Source organism: Lactococcus sp. FSL K6-0773, from assembly GCF_038006485.1.
Lineage (GTDB): Bacteria > Bacillota > Bacilli > Lactobacillales > Streptococcaceae > Lactococcus > Lactococcus lactis.
Map to the genome: position 1 here is coordinate 1,800,828 of NZ_JBBOVF010000001.1, position 22,405 is coordinate 1,823,232.

At 35.2% G+C, this 22,405-nt stretch carries 32 protein-coding genes, 2 tRNA genes and 1 rRNA gene; 16 read left to right on the forward strand and 19 right to left on the reverse strand.

The features are described 5' to 3' along the window. Positions 1–62 precede the first annotated feature (62 nt). From MHB61_RS08820 to MHB61_RS08875, 12 genes are all read right to left on the reverse strand, one after another. Positions 63–305, reverse strand: a complete 243-nt coding sequence (locus MHB61_RS08820) for a TM2 domain-containing protein (protein ID WP_003132213.1) — start codon at positions 303–305, stop codon at positions 63–65. Between the two features lie 76 nt (positions 306–381). Next, complete coding sequence (locus MHB61_RS08825; protein WP_003132211.1) at positions 382–831, reverse strand: GNAT family N-acetyltransferase; 450 nt, start codon at positions 829–831, stop codon at positions 382–384. Between the two features lie 452 nt (positions 832–1,283). Next, positions 1,284–2,468: a tyrosine-type recombinase/integrase gene (locus MHB61_RS08830; protein ID WP_014570326.1), complete on the reverse strand. Its 1,185-nt coding sequence runs from the start codon at positions 2,466–2,468 to the stop codon at positions 1,284–1,286. A gap of 249 nt (positions 2,469–2,717) precedes the next feature. Then, positions 2,718–3,023, reverse strand: a complete 306-nt coding sequence (locus MHB61_RS08835) for a bacteriocin immunity protein (RefSeq protein ID WP_010905062.1) — start codon at positions 3,021–3,023, stop codon at positions 2,718–2,720. Between the two features lie 121 nt (positions 3,024–3,144). Continuing rightward, positions 3,145–3,309 (reverse strand): bacteriocin, encoded by a 165-nt coding sequence (locus MHB61_RS08840; protein ID WP_010905061.1) that lies wholly within the window; start codon positions 3,307–3,309, stop codon positions 3,145–3,147. A 907-nt stretch (positions 3,310–4,216) separates the two neighbouring features. Then, positions 4,217–4,543: a hypothetical protein gene (locus MHB61_RS08845; RefSeq protein WP_011834160.1), complete on the reverse strand. Its 327-nt coding sequence runs from the start codon at positions 4,541–4,543 to the stop codon at positions 4,217–4,219. Positions 4,544–5,009: 466 nt separating this feature from the next. After that, positions 5,010–5,234 carry a DUF6440 family protein gene (locus MHB61_RS08850; RefSeq protein WP_010905058.1) on the reverse strand — a complete coding sequence of 75 codons (225 nt, stop codon included), beginning with the start codon at positions 5,232–5,234 and terminating at the stop codon, positions 5,010–5,012. A 135-nt stretch (positions 5,235–5,369) separates the two neighbouring features. Next, complete coding sequence (locus MHB61_RS08855; protein WP_010905057.1) at positions 5,370–5,612, reverse strand: hypothetical protein; 243 nt, start codon at positions 5,610–5,612, stop codon at positions 5,370–5,372. A 151-nt stretch (positions 5,613–5,763) separates the two neighbouring features. Next, on the reverse strand, positions 5,764–5,958 hold the full coding sequence (locus MHB61_RS08860) for a hypothetical protein (protein ID WP_003132205.1): 195 nt from the start codon (positions 5,956–5,958) through the stop codon (positions 5,764–5,766). A 72-nt stretch (positions 5,959–6,030) separates the two neighbouring features. Beyond that, entirely contained in the window at positions 6,031–6,261 is a 231-nt protein-coding gene (locus MHB61_RS08865; protein WP_003132204.1) for a hypothetical protein, read from the reverse strand. Positions 6,262–6,371: 110 nt separating this feature from the next. Beyond that, on the reverse strand, positions 6,372–6,926 hold the full coding sequence (locus MHB61_RS08870; protein WP_003132200.1) for a hypothetical protein: 555 nt from the start codon (positions 6,924–6,926) through the stop codon (positions 6,372–6,374). Positions 6,927–6,935: 9 nt separating this feature from the next. Beyond that, on the reverse strand, positions 6,936–7,322 hold the full coding sequence (locus tag MHB61_RS08875; protein ID WP_003132198.1) for a helix-turn-helix domain-containing protein: 387 nt from the start codon (positions 7,320–7,322) through the stop codon (positions 6,936–6,938). A gap of 260 nt (positions 7,323–7,582) precedes the next feature. Between MHB61_RS08875 and MHB61_RS08880 the strand changes: the two genes are divergently transcribed. From MHB61_RS08880 to MHB61_RS08955, 16 genes are all read left to right on the forward strand, one after another. After that, positions 7,583–7,780: a hypothetical protein gene (locus tag MHB61_RS08880; RefSeq protein ID WP_015966790.1), complete on the forward strand. Its 198-nt coding sequence runs from the start codon at positions 7,583–7,585 to the stop codon at positions 7,778–7,780. Between the two features lie 28 nt (positions 7,781–7,808). Then, positions 7,809–8,549 (forward strand): Rha family transcriptional regulator, encoded by a 741-nt coding sequence (locus tag MHB61_RS08885; RefSeq protein ID WP_014570324.1) that lies wholly within the window; start codon positions 7,809–7,811, stop codon positions 8,547–8,549. A gap of 75 nt (positions 8,550–8,624) precedes the next feature. Further along, a complete protein-coding gene (locus MHB61_RS08890) occupies positions 8,625–8,819 on the forward strand; it encodes a DUF1655 domain-containing protein (RefSeq protein WP_010905054.1) in 195 nt (64 codons plus the stop codon). A gap of 3 nt (positions 8,820–8,822) precedes the next feature. Then, positions 8,823–9,344 (forward strand): hypothetical protein, encoded by a 522-nt coding sequence (locus tag MHB61_RS08895; RefSeq protein ID WP_010905053.1) that lies wholly within the window; start codon positions 8,823–8,825, stop codon positions 9,342–9,344. Then, positions 9,341–9,592, forward strand: a complete 252-nt coding sequence (locus MHB61_RS08900; protein WP_010905052.1) for a helix-turn-helix transcriptional regulator — start codon at positions 9,341–9,343, stop codon at positions 9,590–9,592. The genes MHB61_RS08895 and MHB61_RS08900 overlap by 4 nt, the downstream gene beginning before the upstream one ends. Then, positions 9,589–9,870 (forward strand): hypothetical protein, encoded by a 282-nt coding sequence (locus MHB61_RS08905; RefSeq protein ID WP_010905051.1) that lies wholly within the window; start codon positions 9,589–9,591, stop codon positions 9,868–9,870. The genes MHB61_RS08900 and MHB61_RS08905 overlap by 4 nt, the downstream gene beginning before the upstream one ends. A gap of 42 nt (positions 9,871–9,912) precedes the next feature. Continuing rightward, positions 9,913–10,152, forward strand: coding sequence for a hypothetical protein (locus MHB61_RS08910; protein WP_137016278.1), 240 nt, complete (start codon positions 9,913–9,915; stop codon positions 10,150–10,152). Then, positions 10,149–10,397: a hypothetical protein gene (locus MHB61_RS08915; protein WP_249351755.1), complete on the forward strand. Its 249-nt coding sequence runs from the start codon at positions 10,149–10,151 to the stop codon at positions 10,395–10,397. Before MHB61_RS08910 ends, MHB61_RS08915 begins: the two co-directional genes overlap by 4 nt. A gap of 3 nt (positions 10,398–10,400) precedes the next feature. Beyond that, entirely contained in the window at positions 10,401–10,595 is a 195-nt protein-coding gene (locus tag MHB61_RS08920) for a hypothetical protein (RefSeq protein WP_010905048.1), read from the forward strand. Beyond that, positions 10,582–10,911, forward strand: a complete 330-nt coding sequence (locus MHB61_RS08925) for a hypothetical protein (protein ID WP_010905047.1) — start codon at positions 10,582–10,584, stop codon at positions 10,909–10,911. Before MHB61_RS08920 ends, MHB61_RS08925 begins: the two co-directional genes overlap by 14 nt. A 3-nt stretch (positions 10,912–10,914) precedes the next feature. Next, on the forward strand, positions 10,915–11,709 hold the full coding sequence (locus MHB61_RS08930) for a bifunctional DNA primase/polymerase (RefSeq protein ID WP_137016280.1): 795 nt from the start codon (positions 10,915–10,917) through the stop codon (positions 11,707–11,709). 10 nt (positions 11,710–11,719) lie between these two features. Beyond that, complete coding sequence (locus tag MHB61_RS08935) at positions 11,720–13,348, forward strand: DNA primase family protein (RefSeq protein ID WP_010905045.1); 1,629 nt, start codon at positions 11,720–11,722, stop codon at positions 13,346–13,348. Between the two features lie 235 nt (positions 13,349–13,583). Next, entirely contained in the window at positions 13,584–14,165 is a 582-nt protein-coding gene (locus MHB61_RS08940) for a hypothetical protein (RefSeq protein ID WP_014570322.1), read from the forward strand. Positions 14,166–14,297: 132 nt separating this feature from the next. Then, entirely contained in the window at positions 14,298–14,741 is a 444-nt protein-coding gene (locus MHB61_RS08945; RefSeq protein WP_010905043.1) for a terminase small subunit, read from the forward strand. Then, a complete protein-coding gene (locus MHB61_RS08950) occupies positions 14,738–15,148 on the forward strand; it encodes a RinA family protein (RefSeq protein ID WP_010905042.1) in 411 nt (136 codons plus the stop codon). Before MHB61_RS08945 ends, MHB61_RS08950 begins: the two co-directional genes overlap by 4 nt. Positions 15,149–15,172: 24 nt before the next feature. Then, positions 15,173–15,496 carry a sigma factor-like helix-turn-helix DNA-binding protein gene (locus MHB61_RS08955; protein WP_137016589.1) on the forward strand — a complete coding sequence of 108 codons (324 nt, stop codon included), beginning with the start codon at positions 15,173–15,175 and terminating at the stop codon, positions 15,494–15,496. Positions 15,497–16,378: 882 nt separating this feature from the next. On the opposite strand, the gene MHB61_RS08965 is transcribed toward MHB61_RS08955, so the two are convergent. The 7 genes from MHB61_RS08965 to MHB61_RS08995 form a co-directional block, all read right to left on the reverse strand. Next, on the reverse strand, positions 16,379–17,536 hold the full coding sequence (locus MHB61_RS08965) for a mannitol-1-phosphate 5-dehydrogenase (RefSeq protein WP_003132184.1): 1,158 nt from the start codon (positions 17,534–17,536) through the stop codon (positions 16,379–16,381). 137 nt (positions 17,537–17,673) lie between these two features. Further along, positions 17,674–18,105 carry a PTS sugar transporter subunit IIA gene (locus tag MHB61_RS08970; RefSeq protein WP_003132182.1) on the reverse strand — a complete coding sequence of 144 codons (432 nt, stop codon included), beginning with the start codon at positions 18,103–18,105 and terminating at the stop codon, positions 17,674–17,676. Between the two features lie 48 nt (positions 18,106–18,153). Then, positions 18,154–20,091, reverse strand: a complete 1,938-nt coding sequence (locus MHB61_RS08975) for a BglG family transcription antiterminator (protein ID WP_003132180.1) — start codon at positions 20,089–20,091, stop codon at positions 18,154–18,156. A gap of 59 nt (positions 20,092–20,150) precedes the next feature. Continuing rightward, on the reverse strand, positions 20,151–21,974 hold the full coding sequence (locus MHB61_RS08980) for a PTS transporter subunit EIIC (RefSeq protein WP_014570320.1): 1,824 nt from the start codon (positions 21,972–21,974) through the stop codon (positions 20,151–20,153). Positions 21,975–22,123: 149 nt separating this feature from the next. Then, positions 22,124–22,197 (reverse strand) — tRNA-Asn (locus tag MHB61_RS08985). Between the two features lie 6 nt (positions 22,198–22,203). After that, positions 22,204–22,319: ribosomal RNA gene (rrf, locus tag MHB61_RS08990) — 5S ribosomal RNA — on the reverse strand. 2 nt (positions 22,320–22,321) lie between these two features. Further along, positions 22,322–22,395: transfer RNA gene (locus MHB61_RS08995), tRNA-Ile, on the reverse strand. Positions 22,396–22,405: the final 10 nt, after the last annotated feature.

A 22,405-nucleotide genomic window follows, 5' to 3' on the forward strand; every position in this document is an offset into this window, starting at 1 on the left:
GTCTATTTTTTATTTATAAACTCCTAAAAGAAATTTGAGAAAGAACTCAAATAGATGAGCTTTTATCTAGAATATCCACCATTAATAAATGTAATATCTTCAGTATCGTTGTAAGTACTATAAGCCTTGACCAAGGCTACAATCCAATCAACAAAAGACCAAATTCCAAAAGTAGCCCAGTTGAATAACAATTTACAAATTCCCATTCCAATTTGTCCTCGCATAAAACGGTCAACCCCAAATCCCCCAAATAGAAAACTTCCTAACCATACAAACAAATGTTTGTTAACTGTTTTCGTTGTCATAATAACAATACTCCTATCAGCTTTTTACGTGGCTCAGTGCCTGCACGTTATTTTAAGTTGTTAAATAAAATCAACTTTATTCAACAACTTTTTTTAAAGTAAAGTTAACAAAATTTTGCCCTCGCAAGTGTACACAGTTCTTTTTTATTTCTTTATAGCCCATTTTTTCAAAGAAGGGCTTAGCAGTAATAGATGAATTAACCATAAAGCTAGTATAATTCGAACTTTTTTCTAAATCATTTAGAAGTTTTTGCCCTACTCCCTGCCTTTGATAGTCTACACTAACATAAAATAAATCAATATATCCTTTATCATCAATGTTACCAAATCCTACTAACTGCTCATGATTAGAAATGACTCTGGCGTAGGTTTTGCCAAGATTATCATCAAATAACTCTGTGTCAACGTCAACCCAAGCTTTAACCTGTTCCAAAGTATAATCAGAAATATTTATTTCAAAAATAGTGTTTTTAAACAGATTAATAACTTCATCTAAATCTTTTGATTCATAATTTCTAATCAGCATAAATCTTTACTCCTTTTAGATTCATATCCTTTTACAAACAAAAAACTCATAGAAGTTAAACTATGGGCTTTCAAAATCGAAAGATAGTTTGAAGTACATATCTAGGTACAAACAAAGTTAGACTGACCTTTTATTATTCGTGTAAGGTCTACACATTTGAGGTATCTTTATTCTACAAAAATTATCCAACAAATAAATTAACAAAAATTGTTAACAAATGAATGCAAAAACAAATCTAAAGCTCTAAAGCCGTTCTATTTAAATATATAGTCCCGTAGCCCCAGATTTATTATTGATTTGTCTAATTTTTGATACACAAAAAAACACTGATTGAATGCCGTATGTGTAATAAGAAAAACCTCGTTAAATACTGGTATATCTACGTTGTAGAGATTTTGTTTTTTTAAAAAGCTAAATTTATTACGAGATTTATTACGAGTAGCATTTTTTTACTAGAAATTTGCAATTGATTCAAAGCGTTCAACTGCTTTTATTTTATTGTCAGATTCAAGGTGGCTGTATGTGTCCATAGTCATTTTTATGCTTGCGTGTCCTAAGCGTTCTTGTATCTCTTTATAGGGAACATCAGCATTAAGTAGAAGGCTAGCATGAGAATGTCTAAAACCATGAAAGCCAACTTGTGGTAGCTGGCAGGCTCTCAACCATTTTATTAAGAATGGCCTCATTGTCTGATAGTCCAACACCCCTCCTGTTCGGTTGGGAAATACCAGTTCTTGCTTTCCCTTTCCAATACTCATGAAGTATTTCGCTTGAAATAGTTCCCAATGCTTTAAAACTTCTACTGCTTTGCTGTCTATTAAAACAATCCTATTACTTTTGTCAGTCTTTGGGGTTGATTGTATGACCGCTCTAAGCGTTGTTTTACTGACAGACACAGAACCTGTCTTAAAGTCAATATCAGACCATGACAAGGCCACAGCTTCCCCAATACGCAAACCGGAGGCAACAAGCAAACGACAAAGTCCAGTCATCAGCTCATTAGTATATTTCTCTTTGGGTAGTGCTCCAATATACTCAAAAAATATTTTCAGTTGCTCCGCTGTAAGATGTTTTACTTTCTTTTCGGTGCTTTCAAGTCTTACTTTTGGTACAATAACATTAACACAAGGGTTATCTTTAACTAGCCCAAGAGATAAGGCATGCTTAAAAATACGCTCAACGATATTAAAGTATATTTTGAAGTCTTTGCCTTTTCCTTTTGGTCTGTGGTAAGCCCCATTTAATGGTTGACTAGCATTAATCATCCATTGATTAACAATTTGCTGAAGAATAATAGAATTTACTTTATCTATTCTATACTCTCCAAGAGCTGGCAAAACATAATTATTTAAGCGTGTCTGCATGATTTGAACTGTTCGAGGTTTTACCCCTAGCTTATAACTATCAAACCACAGCATGGCAATATCTTTAAAATCATCTACACTTACTTTTCTGACTGTTTGGCCGTTCTTTTCAAACTCATTAATAGCTCTACTTATTTTTGTATTACACATCTTTTCAGATTTAGCCGTTATAACTTTTCTCACTTGCTTACCAGTTAGAGAATCAACCCCCAGATAAACATTAGCGCGGTACACCTTTGTACCGTCTTTTTTTGTATATTCTTTAATATTCATATTATTTCTTCCTTTCCATTTTGTACTAATGTCAGGCAAGGCATGTACGAGGATTGAGAAATATTTTTATTAGAGATATTTAGTTAACTGGTTTATTAGTTTATAGAGTTATTAAATTCTCAACTGATATAGTATTATTTACGGTAACAAGAGTAACAAAGTATTATAAAGGTAGTTATATCAAGGGTTTATACTGTTACCTTTCTCTAAAAGAAGAGTAACAGTAAGGTATCAAGGGTAACAAGATAATTAGAGAGGAATCCCTAAACTAGAGCCAGTACCTGGAAATGCTGGTAGAATCTCTGCAAGTATTTTAGGCAATGTACTATAAAACTCACTCACACTTGGAGATAAGTTACTATTTATGGCATCCAACGTAAAATTTGTCTGCATACGTCTGATGACATTGGGAATATACTCTCCTTTTTCTACTAGATTCTTTGCTTTAGTCAGCACTCTACGTTCTTCTTCTTTTATATCCTCACTAAGGATAAGATTATAAAGTGTATTTAAAAAATCTAATTTTATTTGAGATGTTTTATCATTGTCTGCCATAAATACCTCCTATCAGCTTTTAACGTGGTTCAGGTTTGCACGTATTGGGGTTAAGTAAAAAAGATTCAATAATTTACTTATGGAATTGGTGGAAAAAGGGGGAATTTGTTATAAACGACTATTATTTCAATGATTCCGCAAGCGTTAGAGTTTTTCTATCAACCACTCTTATATCTTCATTTTCGAGCCGAACAATATAACAATTTTGCAAAGTTGTAGATTCGTCGCCAGTAACAATTGTGGCTATTTGTCCGTCTGATAGTTTGATAACGTCATCTTTTTTCATGGTGTAAATTCTTTCTAAGTTTATAGTGGATATAAACCACTTTGATTATATTGGGGAGTTTGAAATACTCCTTCACGGATGATATGAATTAAAAAATATATTCATACCTTTCATTTTCACAGATATGAACTTTCTCTTTTTTCCGAAAGTCGAGAACACAAAAGTGTGGACTCCTCAGATTTAGGAGAGCGCAAAAGTGCGCTGTCCTCTGAAACCATTGATATTAAAAACAAGTGGGTCAGAGCCACCCGTTTTTGAGTAAGTCCATAGTCTGTAGTAAAGTCGGTCAAACCGACCTTAGATTTTATCATTTTGTTATGGCTCAAACCCATAACAATTTAATCGGCGGAATTTTCGACCGATTGGCTAAAGTCGTAAAATGCGATCTCAGGTAGTTGCATATAAAACTTGTAACAACCATGTCTCTATTTCTTAATTTGAAACCGAATACGAAAAAGTGTAAGATGAAAGTATAATGATTTTGAGATGTCATTACTTTCAAGTATAAAGTTACTCTTTGGAGTGGCTTTTTAATGTACAAATTATAGAATATGTTGTATAATCTATTTATTCCAAACATAAACTTTTTCTAAAGTTTTGCACTGAGCGTCCTATTTCAAACTAGGGCGCTTTTTTTATTTTCCAAATTAAACCATTTACGCTAGAAAATACGAGTGATTTGATAGAAAATATCTGATAAACAGCTTTATTAAGCCATTTTTTTCGCGTGAAAATATGCTTATTTTATTTTCCGAATTAGATCCAACTAGTAAGAAATATTTACTTGTTCATTATTGCTAACGTCGGCAAAATTGGCTGTTATGCGTTTAGAGTGAACCTATAGAGATTTGTACAAAAATGTTCATATCCTATTATTGGTTTCCGAAAAAAGTGAAACCAATAAACTTTACTCATCATCTATTTTAATGTAGTAGTGTTTAATAAAATATTTTTTAGAAATTACCCTACCGTTTGTTATATCTAAAAAATCGCCTATATTTCCCATTGCATAAGTTCCACCAAAGCCTTGTCCAACGCTCAAAATACCGTTCATTATTCCCAATTTAATATTTCTTTTAGCTGTTGGATTTATACCAGTTAAAAGGATTTTTAATCTATCATCATACCAAGAAAGATAATTCTCTTTAAACGCTTGCTTAACCCAATCAGGTTGTTCATTTGTTTTACTAATTTCCCATACTTCGACTGATTTGTTTTTATATTTTACTTCCATAAAATAATATAACTTCTTTCTGTATAATATAGTGAGATTTTGGAGACCCTAAAAAAGGGGGGACCGATTCGTTCCTACCTAGCAAGTCGCGAATCACGACCCCTTAATAACAACAACGAAATTTTCGTTTTTGCCACTTGTGGCAGAAAGCTATACCACTAAAATACTGTTAAGGGTGTAAAGATTTTAACGCCCTCAAAATTGTGGAGGTTATCAACACTAGACAAAGTCTATACCGACATCACGTCGGTCAGGGGTAACTTTGAGGTGTACCCATTCAAAACAAAAATGTTATAGCTCCGTAGTTACAAATACACAGCAAATTCTAGCAACATACAAAATTTACATACTGTCAGTATCATACTGAACAACCGTACCTGAAAGTACACTTGCTAATTGTTGGCAAATGTTGGCACGAAATTGACTTATCAGGTTATAATCCCAAAATTTATCTAGAGTTTATATACTAATATAAATCAAAATGCGATTCAGAATCTGGTTTAGCTAACAGTGGTTTGCCATTCTTGTCTATCAACGGTGTTATTCCACAACCGTCAGAATCTTTATTAACCACCATATATTGTACGCCAGTATTTTTATCAGTAATTATTTCTACACCGCTTAAAATACCTCCAGAAGTTCTTTCAAAGCGATCTTTTATCTCTTTTTTTGTTATCATTGTTATAATCATTCCTTTCCGCTTCGTTCCAAGACACAACACGAGATGAAAAAGTGTTGTACTATATTCACACCTCTTTTTCTCAAATCAAAGTCTCTTTGCCGATATATATTTATATAAAATTAGCTGAGCAAGTGATTTGTTTTATTAAAGATTCAAGTTACCTGTTGCAAAAAGAAGTAATAAGGCACCAACTATTCCAAAAATAACTCCAAGAATTCGTTGTTTAATAAAACTTACATTTCCTAAAAGCACTCTAACTAAAATAAACTGTCTACTAGCAAAAGTAAATAGAAGGCCAATACCCAATATAATACATGAGATAAGTGCTAATGGGTTATGACTAAAAATTTGAATAAGGTTATCTGATTCGTTCGTAATATTATCCACTTTATTTTCCTCTTTCGCGTGCGCACAAGCGCTTTTTATTTTGCATTCCTAAAATTTAGGATTTGTTTTATAGATTTGAACCTTAGCATTTGTTAGCATGTTAAAAAATGTTAAGGTTCACAGCTATATAGACTTTAGCACTATTAAAGTTCTAATCTATTGCTTTTTTCATTTCATGAATAACTCTTCTTAATTTTGGCAAAGGTAATTCCATCAGGTCAGCAAACTGTTCTTGTGGTAGTCTGTAGTGTTCTCCAAACATTTTCTCATACCCAGCTATAATTACAGCCTTTTCCATTTTTTCATCTAAGTTATCAATACTCTTTAAGTAGTCCGATAGTTTCATGTTTCCTCCTTTACAATATTAGTAATAGCTTGTGTGTGCGTCTTTCATCAACAAGTTAATGTTCATTATCAATCAAAAGGCAACAATACTCAAAACGAATAATATAAAACTTATGGTATATAGTGCTATTTTCGCAAATTTATTAATATGTTTTATAAAAATATTAGTGATTAAAGCAATATTTAAAGCTATCATATATACAAAATTTGTTTTCACTATAAAAATAAACAATAGATTAAGAACAACAAATAGAAGTAGATTTATTTTTTGTTCTTTTTTTAATTCATCCACAATATTTTTCATATTTTATCTCCTTGGTTTTTCAAAAACCTATTAGACTTAAAAGAATATCTCCTATAGCTTGTAATACAACAAACTTTTTAACTGGTTTTTTCTTTTTTCTTCTCATTACTTTACCCCACCAACTCAAACCAGCACAGCTCATACAGCAACGCACGCGCCTCGTCATAAGCGTTGTGATGATAGCCGTAAAAGTCTAAGAAGTTGTATATATTTAACGTGTCGCGCGTGATAATGTCAAAATGGCTAACGTAATCAATGGCGCACTCACGAAAGTTCTTTGTAGTTGTATCGCAACACATTGATGTTATCAGTCTTTTAGTGGCGTCATAGTGGCAACCAGTTATCTCACAAAACTGTGTTATATCATCAAAGTTACCGCCATTTTGTATGAACCAATCCCAAAGCATTAAAATAGCTTCTTTGTTGGCTCTTTTTTCCGTAGGGCTTAACGTATCACATTCGCCTAGCCGTCTATCATCTTTGTAGTAAGCGTGCATATACTCGTGAGCATGGTCAAAAGGCGTAGCTAAATTTGGGTTATAACCGCCAATACAAAGCCTTGTATCTATCCAAGCTCTTTGATTATCATATTCAAATGTTCTGTAATCTATGCCTAAGTTTTCAATCTTGATTACTATAAGAGCGGTCAATTCTTCTTGATTCATTTAACGCCCTCATTTTTCACTATCTTTCAAGTCTTTAGCTTTTTGTTGCAATTCTTCCCAACGGTCAGCAAAAACTAATTTAATCATAGCTTTGTCTTTTTCGGTCAAAGGGCGACCACCAGCACTTAGAATACTGTCAAAAATAGCGTCATCATCAGAGTTTGCGACTTCCGCCAAGTCTATCGGTTCGTTGACTGGTTTAGCTTCAGCACGTCCTAGTAAATAGTCAACCGATACATGGAAGTAGTCGGCTAGTTTTTCAAGGTTGTCAGCTTTCGGTTTTTGTTTTTTTAACGTATACAAATAGTTGTCGCCAAACCCTAGGTCATTAGCTACTTTTTGTAATGTTTTCCCCTGTTTTCTAGATAGTTCTTGTACTCTTTCAAATATAGTCATGTCAGCCTTTCAAGCATAACACGAAAATTATTTTACTTTTCTAGATAAAAACACTTGACTTTTATTATCTTGTAGAGTAAAATAGTTTTCAGTTAAGTTATTCAACAAAAAAGCAAAGACTTCTTTTAACTAGCTCCCCAGCAGGTTTATAAGTTCGTTGATTGCTCTTTTAATTATGCTTATATTTTACCTTTTTAGATAATAAATGTCAAAGGAAAATATCTAAAGAAGTAAAACAAAAAAAAGAAAGAAGGTAAAAAGTGCCACTACTAACCCCAGAAATGAAAAAAGCCTTGCGACGAGTTCAGGCTGACAAGCTCATGACAAAGAAAGACCTTGCGAAAGTCTTAGGAGTAACCGAAAAGACTGCTCAAAGTCTAACACGAGATAACGAACCGCAAGAAGTGAAAAACAAGGTTTTCAATGCGGTAGTATCTGTCATTGCTGAAAACTACTAACTGCGTGTGAGTACTAGAAAGAGGACAAATGAACGAAATTACAGTAAGCCTTGATGTCATCATCAAAAATAAAAATGTGATTGTCAGTAGTCTAAGTGTCGCTAAAGCATTTGACAGACAACATAGTCATATTTTAAGAAGTATCGAAGATATTAAACGAGATTGGGATAGTTTAATTCAGTCCAAAAATGGATTGAATAGAAATATAATCCCCCTGAAAAGTCAGGGCAATAAACAAGTGATTTTTACTGACTATTTTAAGGAAAGTGAATATATCGCGGAGAATGGACGTTTAGTTAAATTCTTTGAAATGAACCGTAACGGCTTTATGTTATTGGCTAACTCATTCAACGGTAAACGTATCTTACCAATTAAACTGGCTTTCATTGAACGGTTTGATGAGTTAGAGCATATCACCCTAGAACAAGCTAAAGAAACAGAAAATCGTAAAAACTTGAATCAAGCTATTAAAGAAAGCCCACATTTCAAGCCATTTTATTACTCAAGATTTTCTGATTTCCTTTGCCAACTGATTACACACAACAAATATAAAACTGTTAAAAAATTGAGAGAAGATAAAGGCTATTATGGTAAACAATTTAGCAAAATTCCCCTGAAATCGTTGCTTGATTCAGAGGAAGATTTAAAAAGATTGCAGAAATTAGAAAATAGTATTATTGCATGGCTAGAAATTGACTACAGTTTTCGAGAAATCAAAGCATTTTTGACAAAAGAAAAAGCCCAACCGCTACCAACGAAAAAGGGCTAATTCAAAACTTAGCATGATTCACGCGCTAACGTGATTTCATGCTCTTATTTTACCATAATGAGAGGAATTTTCAACATGAACACACCAATAAACAAAGAAACTTATATCCTTGATGATTCAATCGCTTTTGAACTCATGGACTTATTAAAAGCCAAGGCACGCCATTTTATCCAGCTTAATGAGTATGTCTACCGCTTGTTTGATGGTCAATCAGTAGTGACTTTCACAACGTTGGAAAATAACATACAAGTAGAAATGGTTAAGGGGTAGGGTATGAAATTTAAAACATTTAATTTAAGAGCTTACCATCGCAAAGACGAAACTATACTTTCATTTGTTCTCAAAGGTGGACGGATACCAACAAGCAGAATCCTTTATATTAAAAAAGGCAACCCTTTTAAGATGAAAATCACGCACGAAATTGCTGAAAAGTACCGTATTAAACAAGAAATTAAGCAAACGCGAAAGAAAACAGACAGCCCTAACGGGTTGTATCCATTAATTGAAGCCATTGAAAAAGATGTATCTCAATTGTTAAATAAACAAGATAAGGACGATTGGGAGGGATGGAAACGCGTTTTTGCTTACGAATATCTTTATGATGTAGCTTTTAACCGAGGTGTTCGTCAGGAAAGACAACGTAGAAAAACCCAGCACAAAGCATTGACGGCATTTGATATTATCAGTTCCGAAGATGTTTCAGAGCTTTCTAATGAGCTAGGAATTAGTGAAGATAAACTAACGTACGCAGTTATGGAAGTTATCTCTAAACGCAAGAATGGAGGCATGGCATGAAGTTTACTTCGAGATATACTTTAAAAGATCTACGAGAACTCAACCACTTAACATTAAAACAAGTTGCTAGAAAAGTAAAACTGAACAGGGAACGTATAGCTGAACTAGAACAAGATAGTAGTTTTATCACAATTGATGAGATGTTTCGATTTTCAAAATTTTATGGTCTTTCAATAAAATATATTTTTATAGGGGAACAAGTTGATTTTGATAGAAAACTAAACGAATATTTAGGAGGTACTCCGTGAATGACGACACCTTAACGAACCTTGTGGCGCGTGGCTTAGTTGATGAAGTCATTCATTTATTTAATAAGTATCTTGGTACACAGCTCAAAATCAGAAATGAAAAGCGGGTATTACCTTATATCTCTAAAAAGCGTGTTATGGAAGACTTAGATATATCAGACGGCACTCTTGATAATTGGGAAAAGCACGGATTGAATCGCTATAAACCAAGATACAAAACTTCACTTATTTACTATTTGATTGATGATATATGCAAGTTCATCGTCATAGATACTTAGCAACTTGTCAGGCAAGGCAAATTTTATTAGAGGATTGAGAAAATGACAAATATTACTAGAGCTTGCCCTTATGTGGCTGGTATTGATAGCGTAGGTATGAGAAGTTTAAAAGGCTATCACACAGAGCTGACAGACAAGCAGATTGAAAAAATAGACCCATTGAACGCAAATACAGGCACAGTTGATTATAGCTTTAAAGTTCGTAAATATAAGCACGGTGTCCGATTTAAGGGTGAGAAAGAGGGCGGAGAAATCAGCTTATTTGATGAGGTAGCGAAATGATAGAACACCACCAAGGCTACACGGCAAGGAAACGGCTAGGGCGGAATAGTTTCAGGACGATAGGAAAACACCCCTATAAGATGATTCACAATGCAAGAGCGGTTAAATATGACTTAATACAGCAGTTTGAAGCTAGCACAAGCATAAACTTACCTAGTGGAGTGAAAAGGCAACTTATGCACTCAAGTAAGCCCAGTTTTGGGCAAGCAACTGGCTATCATGAAATTACAGATAAAGGAAACTAAACCATGAAAATTACTATTGATGTCCTTGAAAATGAAAGCAATAAGGACAATTTAGAGTATCTTATCAGCGATACAAGCAACGAAGCTATGACTGTTTTAATGTTTACCTTGATTGGCGAAGCTAGACAGAGAGCAAGCTATGAGCAATTTTTAGAAACGATTACTAGAATTTGGGGGTATCTCAATGAAGATAACTGACTTACAGACGTTAGACCAAAATATTATTAAATTTCTTGCCGAACACAGAGGAATTGACCGAGCTGTCAAAGGCAAGATTTTAGCACAAGCCCTTGATATTGATTTTAGAACGCTTCAGAGCAGAATTGAGTACCTCCATAAGCAGGGTTGCGCCATTGGTTCGATTGATAACGGCTATTTTATTCCAACTAACGAAGACGAGCGCAGAGCCGGAATTATCAAGAAACAACGCACAGGCATAGCGATTAATAATGCGGTCAATGGCTATACCCTTGCAGAACTTGATTGGATTGACCAACTTTTTAAGGAGGAATGACTATTGACACCCAAAGAACAAGCCCTAAACTGTATTAGTCGTGGCTTTTCTGTTATCGCTGGTTATCCTGTAGGAAAAAGCGAAAGGGCAATTATAAAGGGGAGTTCCTCAGGAAGCCTTGATGAAATCACAGTAAGCGCGTGGTTCGATGAAATACCGAACCGTAACATCATGATTAATCTTAGAAATAGCGGTTTGATTTGTATTGACTTAGACCAGCACCAAAACGGACAGAATGGTCGGAGTGTTTTCAGTCGATTGTGGAATGAACACAGCGAGGGCGAAATATTAAGTACCTATGTTGAGAAAACTCCCACAGGCAACGGCTTGCATGTTTTCTTCAAAGTTCCCAAAGAGCTATTCAGTCAGCCAATTGTCAGCGAACTAGCGGACGGCGTGGAGATAAAGACACACTTTACCCCAATCTACCCAAGCAAACGTACAGACGGCGATTATATCCCTTTGAATGATACAGAAACTAACGAGCCTTTAACTTTCGATAGTCTTTGCGATTGTCCTGATTGGTTACTTGAAATGATACAACGACCACAGGCACGCGCAACAACTGGCACAAGTAGCCGAACTTATGGCGCTGAAATGTGGGAGCTATTCAACCAAGGCGCAAGAAAAGGCAACCGAAACAACGATACAAATCGTATTCTCCACTATTGGAGAAAGATTGGTATTGATAATAATAGCTGTATGGACTTATTGCGAACCTTTAACAATCGAACCAGTCCGCCCTTACCTGATGACGAGCTGGCAACTATTTGGAAAAGTGTATTCAAGATGAAATAGAAAGGAAGTCATGACAGACCAATTAGAAAAACTTGTGGCAGAAACACCACAGGAAAACGTAAGAAGTCCAAAACCTAAAATAGAGGACTTCACAGATTATGGCGAAGACGGCAAAAAAGTCGTTAATGTCGCAGGTTATCAGGAATGCTTAAAAGACTGGCTGGAACAAGAAAAAGAAATCATCAATAGCCCTGACTATGTCAAAGCACATACTCAAACGCTTAGAGCGGTTAAAAAACTATTCTTTGAACACCGTAACTTATTTTTAAGCACACCTAAGGAAGACGGCAACGCACCCAAGTCACTAAGTCCCTTAGATACGGCTAGAATCATCTATAAAACGCTAAAAGTCATCAAATTAGACCACCAAAGCGGACTGTTAGGCGTTTACAACCCTGAACTAGGCATATATGAAACAAACGAAAACTTCTTTCATCGGCTCATTTATTGGCTAGAACCGTCATACAGTCAGGCACGGTCTAAAGAGGTCCTCTTTAAACTTGAAACTTTAGCAGAGGTTAAGCAACAAACCACAGAAGCTCATCTTATCCCAGTTGCGAACGGTATTTTCAATAAGAAAACCCAGCAATTAGAGCCGTTTAGTCCCAAGTATGTCTTTACCTCAACCATTGCGACCAAGTACAACGACAAAGCAAAAGTACCCAATATCAACGGTTGGAACGTAGACGGCTGGCTGTTAGACCTCATGAGTGGAGATAAGGAGCTTGTTAGCCTTTTATGGCAGATTATTTCCGCAAGTACCAACGGCAATTACTCCTATCGTAAAGGCGTTTGGCTCGTCGGTAAAGGAAATGACGGCAAAGGTACATTTCAGAGCCTCATCATGAACTTAATCGGACGTGAGAACGTGGCAAGTGTCAAAGCTGAACAATTTGCGGAACGGTTCGCCCTTTCCCAAGTCGTTGGCAAAACTTGTATTATTGGAGATGACAGCCAAGTCAGTTACTTAGACAACGCAGGAAATTACTTTTCAGTAGTGACTGGCGACCCAGTACCGATTGAAGCGAAAGGAAAGCAACCCACCTTAGCAGTATTTAATAAGCTGGTTATACAATCCACTAACTTCTTGCCAAAGTTTAGAAATAAGTCAAATGGAACATACAGACGTTTGCTTATCGTGCCTTTTGAAAAGTCTTTTACCGCAGATAATGACGATTGGAAAATAAAGGATGATTATATTAAACGCAAAGACGTTTTAGAGTATGTCCTTAAAATCGCTTTATCGCTTAACTTTGAGAAGTTTGACGAACCGAAAGCCACACAAGGGCTGTTAGATGACTTTAAAATCAGCAATGACAATGTATTGGCTTTTGTAAATGATATGTTTGAGGAGTTCGTCAGTGATTTTCTACCGACCGCCTTTATAAGCGCCTTATATCGTGCATGGTGTGAAGATGAGGGAGTGAAGCCCTTTACTAAGCGAGAGTTTGAGAATAAACTACCTGATTATGTCAAAGACCAATGGAAAAAGACCGTGCAAAGACCAAATAGCGCAGGCTTTAATAGAGCTGTCGATTTACATCGAGCCAATGAAATGGAATTGTTTAGACGGTTGTTTTATTGGGACGATGAGAAACATAAAAAAGTCACTAAAGGTTATTCCCGCAAGAAAAAATAAAAGTGTTACTGAAAATCGGTAACACGTTACTATTAGAAGTAACAGCTTTAACCCTATGGTTAAGCCATTTATAGGTATCTGTTACTCTGTTACCGCAAAAACACCTACTCGCTAGGAATTTATCAGAGGAAATAAAAACATGAAAAAAGCACGCTGTCCGACAAATTGAAGTGTTGACAAATGTTGTCATAAAAAATACTACAAATTACTACATAGAAAAATCGGAGAAAATAAAATGAGCCAAAATACAAAAACAATCTTATCTAACCTTTTTACACTTACAAGTGAACTTTCAGAACCCACTTCAAAATTGATTAATATTGAGGGAGCAAACGAAACGCCAGCGACTCAAAAAGACTTATTGGAAGGATTGCGCGAGAACCTAGTCAACCTTACAGAAGTTTTGGGCTTATCTGTGGACGAACTGACAGAAACACAGGAAGACGAGCCACAAGAAACAGTAAAATCAATCATTAAGGAAATGCAAGAGCTGACCTTTGCGCCTCATGAAATATCAGGCAATGACACGCAAGTCTTTGCGGACTTACTGACGGATAGTATTGAGCGTTTGATTAAGGCGTTAGGATTGAATGAAATGAGCCTTTCAGCAGAGAGTAAAAACAAACCGCATGAATTGGCACTCAAAACACAGTTACAAGACTTGCACGCGCTCAATCATTCCATGTTTAAAGAAGATATCCACGAAGTGCCACGGTTCACAGACGGTACAATCATCACAGCGAAAGATTTAGCAGATATGAATATCAACGCGCTGGATAATATCGCTGAATTAATCGGCTTTGAGTTAGAAGAATAAACAAAAAGAGCCTAGTCAATGACTGGGCTTTTTTAACGTTATGTGGAAATAAAAAACTTATAAAACTTATAAAACTTGTCTTTTTACTTTGTTATAATCAAAAGGACATATAAACAGAAACGAGGGGAAACAATGACACCTAAACAGCGTAAATTTTGCGACGAATATATAAAAACAGGAAACGCCACGCAGTCGGCTATTAATGCAGGGTATAGCCAAAAAACAGCGAAGTCGATAGGAGCCGAAAACCTGACTAAACCTGACTTAAAAAAATACATTGATAGCAAGTTAAAAGACATTTCAAACAATGCCATAGCAACCGCAGAGGAGACTTTAACCATATTAACACAGATAGTACGCGGAGAGCATACAGAGCAAGTGATAACAGCAGAGGGTGATGTCATAGACAAACACCCTGACACTAATCAAGTCATTAGGGCGAGTGCTGAAATCTTAAAACGTTACCCGCTTACCCAAGACATTAATATCAAAGGGAATTTAAAAGTTAGTAACCCTTTTGAGAATCTAACAGAGGAAGAACTTAGAACCTTAGCAAGCAGAGAGGGGGAAGCGTGAAAGATAAAACAGATAGAATCATAAGCGATTATATTAACGGACGCACACAAGCCAAAATAAAAGCAATTGAGAGCCGTTATATATACAGGGTAAAACAGGACAACCTAGGGATTAGAACAGCTTACAAAGGCACAGCGGAGCCAGAGGGGAACACATTAGACAAGGAACGCATGGAAGAGGATAAAGAGCTGATAGGATTAAGGCGAACACTTGAACTTTTAGGAGCTTTATACAATACTTTAACAGTATCAGAAAAAAGAATCATAGAGTTAAGGTATAAAGGGTATAACGGTTATACGTGGTATCGTGTCGCTATGGAGTTAGAGAGCGCAGGCATAGACATACCTATCAAGAGAGCGAAAAAAATATACTTTGCTTTCAAAGAAGATGTATCGCGTGTTTTGTAGTGTTTTTGTTTGGAGGGTGATACTATGAATAAAACAGAGTTTAATATCAGGTTATATCTTTCGGGAGTTATGGAGTCATGGACTAACAGGATAGACAGCACAGGGGAAGAAACGCCACAACGCTTTATACTAAACGCAATGACAGAGCTGTTTGAATCATTGAGTGATGATGACATAGAGTTGATACGTTTGCGATACACGGAACGCTTAACACTCTCAGAAGTTGCAAGTCGTTATCTGTTAAACGAACGTACTGTTAGAAACCACACGAACCCAGCTATTAAACAAGTGAAAGAGATTATAAAGAAAGCCACAGAACAAGCACAGCACGCGCGTGAGGTTGATTGAATATAAAAATTATTATTAGACAATAAAAAAACTCACAGCGATTAAACCGTGAGCTTCTGTGATTGATTTACATTATTAATCTATAATATTTTTGCGATAAGCTCGAATGATTAGATTATTTTTTAAACACCCCCGCCCGTATCTTTTCACAGGGAAACCACACACATAGGTATCATCTTGCGTGAAAGTCCATTTTTGAAAATTTTTATATAGGGGGGTCAAAAATCTAAAACATTGATATAATCAAGTTTATAGGCAAAAAAAGGGGGGAATTGCTTCCCTTTCTTGCCTTTTTTTAGACTGATATATATAAAAAAATATATTAGACATATTTCCAAAAATATGAATCGCTCAACCGTGGGAATAGAAAAATCATTTTATTACGAGTTCCTAAAAAAGAGACAAAATAAAAAAGCCGTATATCCGAGATATACAGCCCCTTGCCTGACAAAAATTTACTATTTTTTTATTACGAGATTTATTACGAGTTCGTTTGGTTCTAATGGGTTCTGGTGGGTATCAATTTTTAAAGAATCGCTTAAAACCGCACTTCTTACCCTCTATTAAGGTCTGCTGGATAGCAAAAAAACACTGATTGAATGCCGTATGCTCTTCCGTGTATTGAACCCGCTAAAACGCCAGGTGGGTGTTCTCGCTTCGCATCAGCTTCCCCTACTTTCGTTCGAGGTATTACGCTACCGAATGTCTCATGAACCCCTATGCAATACAAATATAGTCGGTCAAAAAAATGAAAGAGCTCGCACATTCCAGTGCTTTTTCTATGATTCTATAATAACACTTTTTATCTTTTTTTTCAATAGAAAGCGGTTAAATTTTGAATCATAAATTGTATTAATAAAAAATCATCATCTCTCCCAAATTTTATTTTTTATAGTGATTAATAACCTTTTCGATTTCCAAAATCAACTTTTGATTGCTTAGACCAGTCACTTCTTCAATGAGCATTGGGAGTTCTGTTATTTTTAGTTTTTCTTGGAGTTGAATGGCTTGAGCATCATTTTCATCATGGTAAGCAAAAATTTTTCCAACAATATCTAGATGATTTTGATAAGAAAGCTTACGATCGTTTAATTCTCTTATTGGACGAATAAAACGTTCATCATATCCTAATTTCCGGATAGGTGTTCTTGCCACGCGTGACACTTCATCAATAATTTCTGGATTAGAAAAGCGAGAGATGATTAGTTCATGATATTTAATTAACTCATCTTGCTTAAAATATTGAGCCCATTTTGCTAAAAGTAAAGCGCGTGTTTCTTTTTGAACTGCTTTTAGGATATTCAAAATTTCTTCATCCTGTAAACCTTCTAATATTGTTTTATAACCTTTATATGCGCTAGAATAGGCAACTGCAGCATGTCCTGAGTTTACAGAAAAAAGTTTACGCTCAATAAATGGTTCGAGGTCAGTTGTATAATGAACTCCTTCAAGTTTGATTTCTTTATTTTTTAAATGACTTGCATCTATTACCCACTCACTAAAAGGCTCTACCTCAACATAGAGAACATCTTTATGTTTTTGAGCAGGAACAATACGGTCAACTGCAGCATTAGGAAAACCAATAAATTTAGAAAGATAAAGTTTATCAGATTCCGACAGATAATCGGACACTTTTTCTTCCAAAAATTCAGAGCCCCCTATCATATTCTCACAGGCAATAATATCTAACGGGCTCTGAACCTTTTCTTCCTTACGTTTCTGAAGTCCTTTTGCAATAAGCTCAGCAATATAAGGCAAGACATTAGGACCAATCGCTGTTGTTAGAATATCAGCTTTTGCAATTGCTTCAATGACTGCCTCAGGATTCTCACTATTGTTAATACCAGAGACAGCTTTTACAGAAATTTTTTCATGTTCACTACTTGCAATCCCAATTTCATAGGAATGCCGATTATTAAGTTCGTCAATTATAGATTTATTTGTGTCAACAAAGTGAATATCAAATCCATTTTTACTCAAAATTTCACCTATGAAACCACGTCCAATATTTCCTGCACCAAAATGTACTGCTTTTTTCATCTTACTTACTGCTCCTTTATTTAGAAAGTAAAAGTTCAAATAGAATCCTCTAAAATCCCTCTATATAAGCAATTGTAAGCTTTTACATTATGCTGGTAAATATAAAAAATTGCACTAAAAGCTGTGCCATTTTTTAATTAATTTTCAAAGTATTTTGCAATTTCTTCGATTGTTTGAGCATCAGCAAGTTTTACAACATTGTCAACGTCCGCGCAAAAAATTGAAATCTTTTGAATCAGCTCAAGATGCTCCTCTTTAATCCCCGCAATTCCAAATAGCATTGTGGCTATCTTAGGATTTTCTACTGTTCCAAAGTTTACACCACGAGGAACTTGAACAATGGCTACTCCTGTTTTTAAAACTTCTTTTTTTGATTCATCAGTTCCATGAGGAATTGCAATAAAGTTTCCCATATAGACTGACAATTCTCTATCTCGTTCAATCATTGCTGAGATATAGTTAGGTTTGACATAACCTCCATCAACCAACAAACTTCCACAATATTTTATGGCCTCTTCTTTATTTGAAAAGTTTTGATTAATTTTAATCAGACTTTTTTGAATTTCCATTTTAAAAATTACCTTTCTTGGTTTACTAGGTTTACAACTTATGTAAACCTAGTCATCATAATGTTTAACAGCTTCGATAATTATCTCTCTTAGTAACTCACTTACAATTTCATAATTTCCGGAATCGTATATCCTAGTATAAAGCTTGTTTTCAATAATTGAACTTGAGATTTTACCTAATAAAAAGGAAACATACTCTGGAACTTCTGGAGGCGCTAATAACAATAGAACTCGTCCAATTTGAATAGCCTGATGATCCATTGCTATTCCTTCAATTGGCTGACTTAAGTCAAAGATTTTAAAAATTGGGCTTGAGATTGATGAATGAACTGCGTGAAAGAGAGCAATTTTTGTTTCTGGAATTGCTAGATGTGTTTCTTTAAATCTTTCTTCCACCAAATGAACGAGTTCTCCACTATCCTCTGGGTTTACTCGCTGAATAATTTGTTTTACAGTATCATGTAATTCTGCCTTATTTTCAAGAGATAGGATTTCAAAAGATTTTAATATTTCATTGCCTATTGAAAATAAGTCATTGAGATTTAAAAAATTCTTTTCTTTTTCTGAATCAGAGGTAAGTGCTCGTGATTTTTGTTGAATCAACCTCAGCTGGTGACGAATATTTTCCAAATTCTTTTGATCTAGCATTGGATTGATGTAGAGGTAATCTAACTCTTTCTCTGTTGTAAAAATGACGTCATATTTTTCCTGAGTGATATGGATTGAACTTTGAATAAGTTCTATCTTTTTTAAGAAGGGAAAATTCTTTCTTAAATTACTCATGATAAATTCGCAAGAAATTCTTCCACGACTGCTGACAAGTGCGGCACTTAAAGGTAAAACTAGGTCACTGCGTTCAAGAGTCGCCACAAAGTGAAGACTTATAAAAGCAATTTCCATTTCTGAAAAATTCTTATCAAAGACCTCCCTTAATGATTCTTTGACTGTTTTATAAATTTCAGGATTATCTTTATTTATCTTTTTGATAAAATCATTTTCTTTTTTAGGAAAGAGGACTGGTAACATCTCTGATTCTTTGAGATGAGCATATAGTAAACCATATAAACGGTCATCTTTCCCAAATTCTATCTCAAGAATTGTTGAAACTTTATCAATGAGTTGGCGAATTTTATAAGAAAAATCGGTATCAAATTTTTCCATAAATAGCAGCTCTCTTCCAAAGCCAAAATATAAAATATCATAAACTGATGCAAGATAAGTGATCTCAGAAACAACAAATTTTGTTACTGGCAACTCTGTCAGTAACTTATTGACAAAGTTTAAGGCTTGCTTACTTGGTCTGCCCAGAGTTTCACTACTGACAGAATACCCCTCATCCAAATGCAGCAAAACAACTAAGCAAAAAAGTTGCATTAAAACTTTGACTTTGTCAGTCATTTTTTCAGGTAAATCTATACGTTTAAAAGCCTCATTAACTTGCTTAAATTTATTTAAATCTATTATTCTTAAAATTTTATTGTTAGAAAGTTGATTAAGAAGTAGTTCCTGAATGCTTGCTGAATTATAAATCACTGCCACAAATACTGGACGAATATTTTCTTCTGCCCCTTTAAGTTTTAAGCCACGATCTCGGATTAGTACTAGTTCATTTTTAAACAGAGCTTGCTCAATTTGCTTCAAATCACTAGTTACTGTCGGTTGACTAATTCCAAAATAATCTGTTAGAGAAGCGATAGATGCTTTATTTTCAATTAATAAAAGCAACTCACCATACAAACGTTCACTTATTGAATAGTCTATTAATTCATGAGCTTGAGTAAGTTGATTGATATCCCCTTTCAAAAAATAGCCTTCATCAGTATTTTCCAAACTGATATTTTCTGGTAAAGACTTTTGTAAATTGTTCAAATCGCGATAAAGCGTTCTGCGACTTGTATCTGTAATTTCCATCATTTCTGCTATCGTAAGCTTTCCACGTTTCAAAAATGTCTGGATTAATTTTTGCTCACGACTTGTTAAAAACATAAAAATTCCTTTTTTAAAATTCTACTCATAACTAGACTGCCAATTAACAGCTAGTATTTTTATTTGTTCATCCGTTTCACCATATTGATGTATTCAGGAGTAGTAATTAATGACTCAACAAAAAGATGTTGAGCATTTGGAGCTTCGTTTTTTACACTTGTCGTAAATTCTTTTGTTGAAACAATCATGATATTTTTGGCATTAAATGCTCCTAAACCAATAAATTCAACATCAGAAATAGGAATTTTAACACCATGCATCTGGAATATTGCTTTTAATGTTTCTTTGCCCATTGTATTTGAACCAATATGTAAATCATCATGAGCAAAGACAACTTCATCAATTTGGTTCAAGTCTATCTCATTTTTACTGACAGGTCTGTCAGTAATTATTGTTTGATTTGTATCATTATCAGTAGTCAATAAACTACTGATAATTTCATCATAGCGAGGTGAATTGAGGAAATTAGCCACTGAGTATCTGATTGCTTCAGGAGCCATTATCGCAGCTCGTGGAGCAAGTTCATCTTGTGTCACAACAATTGTGTCAGAACCTGCTTTTAAGTTAGCTATAGCGACATTAGTAACATCTTGTAGCAAACCTGCTTTCTTAGCTTTATTCCTCAAAATAGAGCCTCCCATTGCTGATGAACCCATTCCTGCATCACAAGCAAAGATAATATGATTAATCGTAGAGAAATCGACTTGGTCAGTAATATTATTGCTGACAGAAACTTGTCCTTTACTGACAGCTTTATCTGCAGCTACACCTACTTTTGCATTCTCAAAAGCAGAATCATCAATCATTGATTTATCTCGCTTTAAAATAAAAGATGCAACTAGAAATGAAACAATTGCTGCCACAGCTATTCCTGACCAGACACATAAGACATTTACAAAACCACCCGCTGATTTAGCTGATGCCATTCCTGTGATTGCAATAATTGAACCAGGAGAAGCAGGAGCCGCAAGACCCGAGCCTAGTAAATTATTTGTCAAGGTTCCTGATACCCCACCTGCCATCACAGCAAAAAAGAGCGCAGGTTTCATCATGACATAAGGAAAATAGATTTCGTGTATACCACCGACAAATTGAATCAAAATCGCACCAGGTGCCGTCGCTTTAGCTGAACCCTTACCAAAAAGCATAAAAGCAATCAGAATTCCAAGTCCTGGTCCAGGATTTGCTTCTAGTAAAAATAGAAGTGATTTTCCATTTTCAGAAACTTGCTGAATTCCCAATGGCGATAAAATCCCTTGATTGATTGCATTATTTAAAAATAATATTTTTGCTGGCTCAATAAAAAGATTAGCAAGGGGAATCAAATGATTAGCAATTAAAAAGTCGACCCCATGTCCCATCACGTCGGTTAACCAAGCTACAAGTGGACCAACCACTTTTACAGCAAAAAGTGCGAGTCCAAATCCAACTAAACCAGCTGAGAAATTATTAATCAACATTTCTAGACCTGCTTTAATATGCGGTTGAACATAGTCATCAAATTTTTTTATTACCCAAGCACCAAAAGGACCCAAAATCATTGCACCTAAAATCATAGGAACGTTTCCTTTAGTGTTTAGACCTCCTAGAGAAAGACTAGCTGTGGCAATAATTGAACCGAAAGTCGCAATTGCACCAACCACTCCTCCACGATGTTCATAAATATTTTTTCCACCAGTGTAACCAATCATTAGGGGAATAAGAAAAGCAAGCATCGGACTAACCATTGCTGCAAATGTTTTATTAGGGGTAAAACCATCAGGAATGAAGAACATCGTCAACACCCCCCAGGCAATCAAAATAGGAATATTTGGCATTACCATATTTGATAATGCGGTACCAAGTTTTTGCACTCGTACTTTTAAGTTTACAGTATCAGTCATTTCAGACTCCTTTACATAGTAACTAGTATAATTATATTGTAACCGCTACCAATAAAGCTGTAAATAAAAATCTTGACACAAAAAGGCGTGCCAAGATTTATTGATAATATTTATAAAATAAAAAAAGTCACCCTTAGGTGACTTAGTTACTGCGGATGTCAGACTCGAACTGACGACATCATGATTAACAGTCATGCGCTACTACCAACTGAGCTAATCCGCAATGTAAACTTGGCATCGTCTTTATCTCCCAGGGGGCAACCCCCAAGTACTTCCAGCGCAAAAGGACTTGACTTCTGTGTTCGACATGGGAACAGGTATATCTCCTATGCAATAAATACCAAATATGGGAATTCCAGGATTCGAACCTGGGACCCCTGCGTTATCAACACAGTGCTCTAACCAACTGAGCTAAACTCCCAAAATATTAA